Raw genomic sequence first — 434 nt, 5'->3', positions numbered from 1 at the left:
AAAGGTCCCCGCCGGGCGGGGAGCTGCGGGCCCACAGACCTCGAGGAGGCCGCGGCAGCGGGGCCGCGAGGCCGGTCAGGGGTGTCGTCGTGACAGCCGGGCTGACGACCATGAGCCGGACGGTTGCAGCCTGCGCCACCAGGAGGGCGCCGCCGCGTCGTCGGCGACGAACGGCCGCTCGGCCCGACGGGCCGCCAGGTCGATGCCGCCGATCAACAGGAGTCCGACAAGCGCGGTCTCCCCCCCGGCAATCAGGCCGCACAGCCATCCGGACGAGGGACCATAGTGGTTACCCTGACCCGTCACGGTCCCGACCTGTCCCATCGACACTTGGACCGCCAGACCCACGAGGACACCGCAGACCACCGCCCCGAGCAGGACGGTCAGGATGCGAGCCCGGGAGCGGCGTCCCAGGCTCGCCCGATGGACCATGA

The 434-nt window shown here is 72.6% G+C and carries 1 pseudogene; it reads right to left on the bottom strand.

The annotated features are described in order from the left end of the window. Nucleotides 1–75: 75 nt before the first annotated feature. Nucleotides 76–434, bottom strand: a pseudogene (locus tag ACY45C_RS10995) (DUF6350 family protein); the annotation flags it as partial.

It is taken from the genome of Frankia sp. CcWB2, from assembly GCF_977927585.1.
The sequence above is the reverse complement of the archived record's forward strand: the minus strand, read 5'-3'. Positions and strand labels throughout refer to the sequence as shown.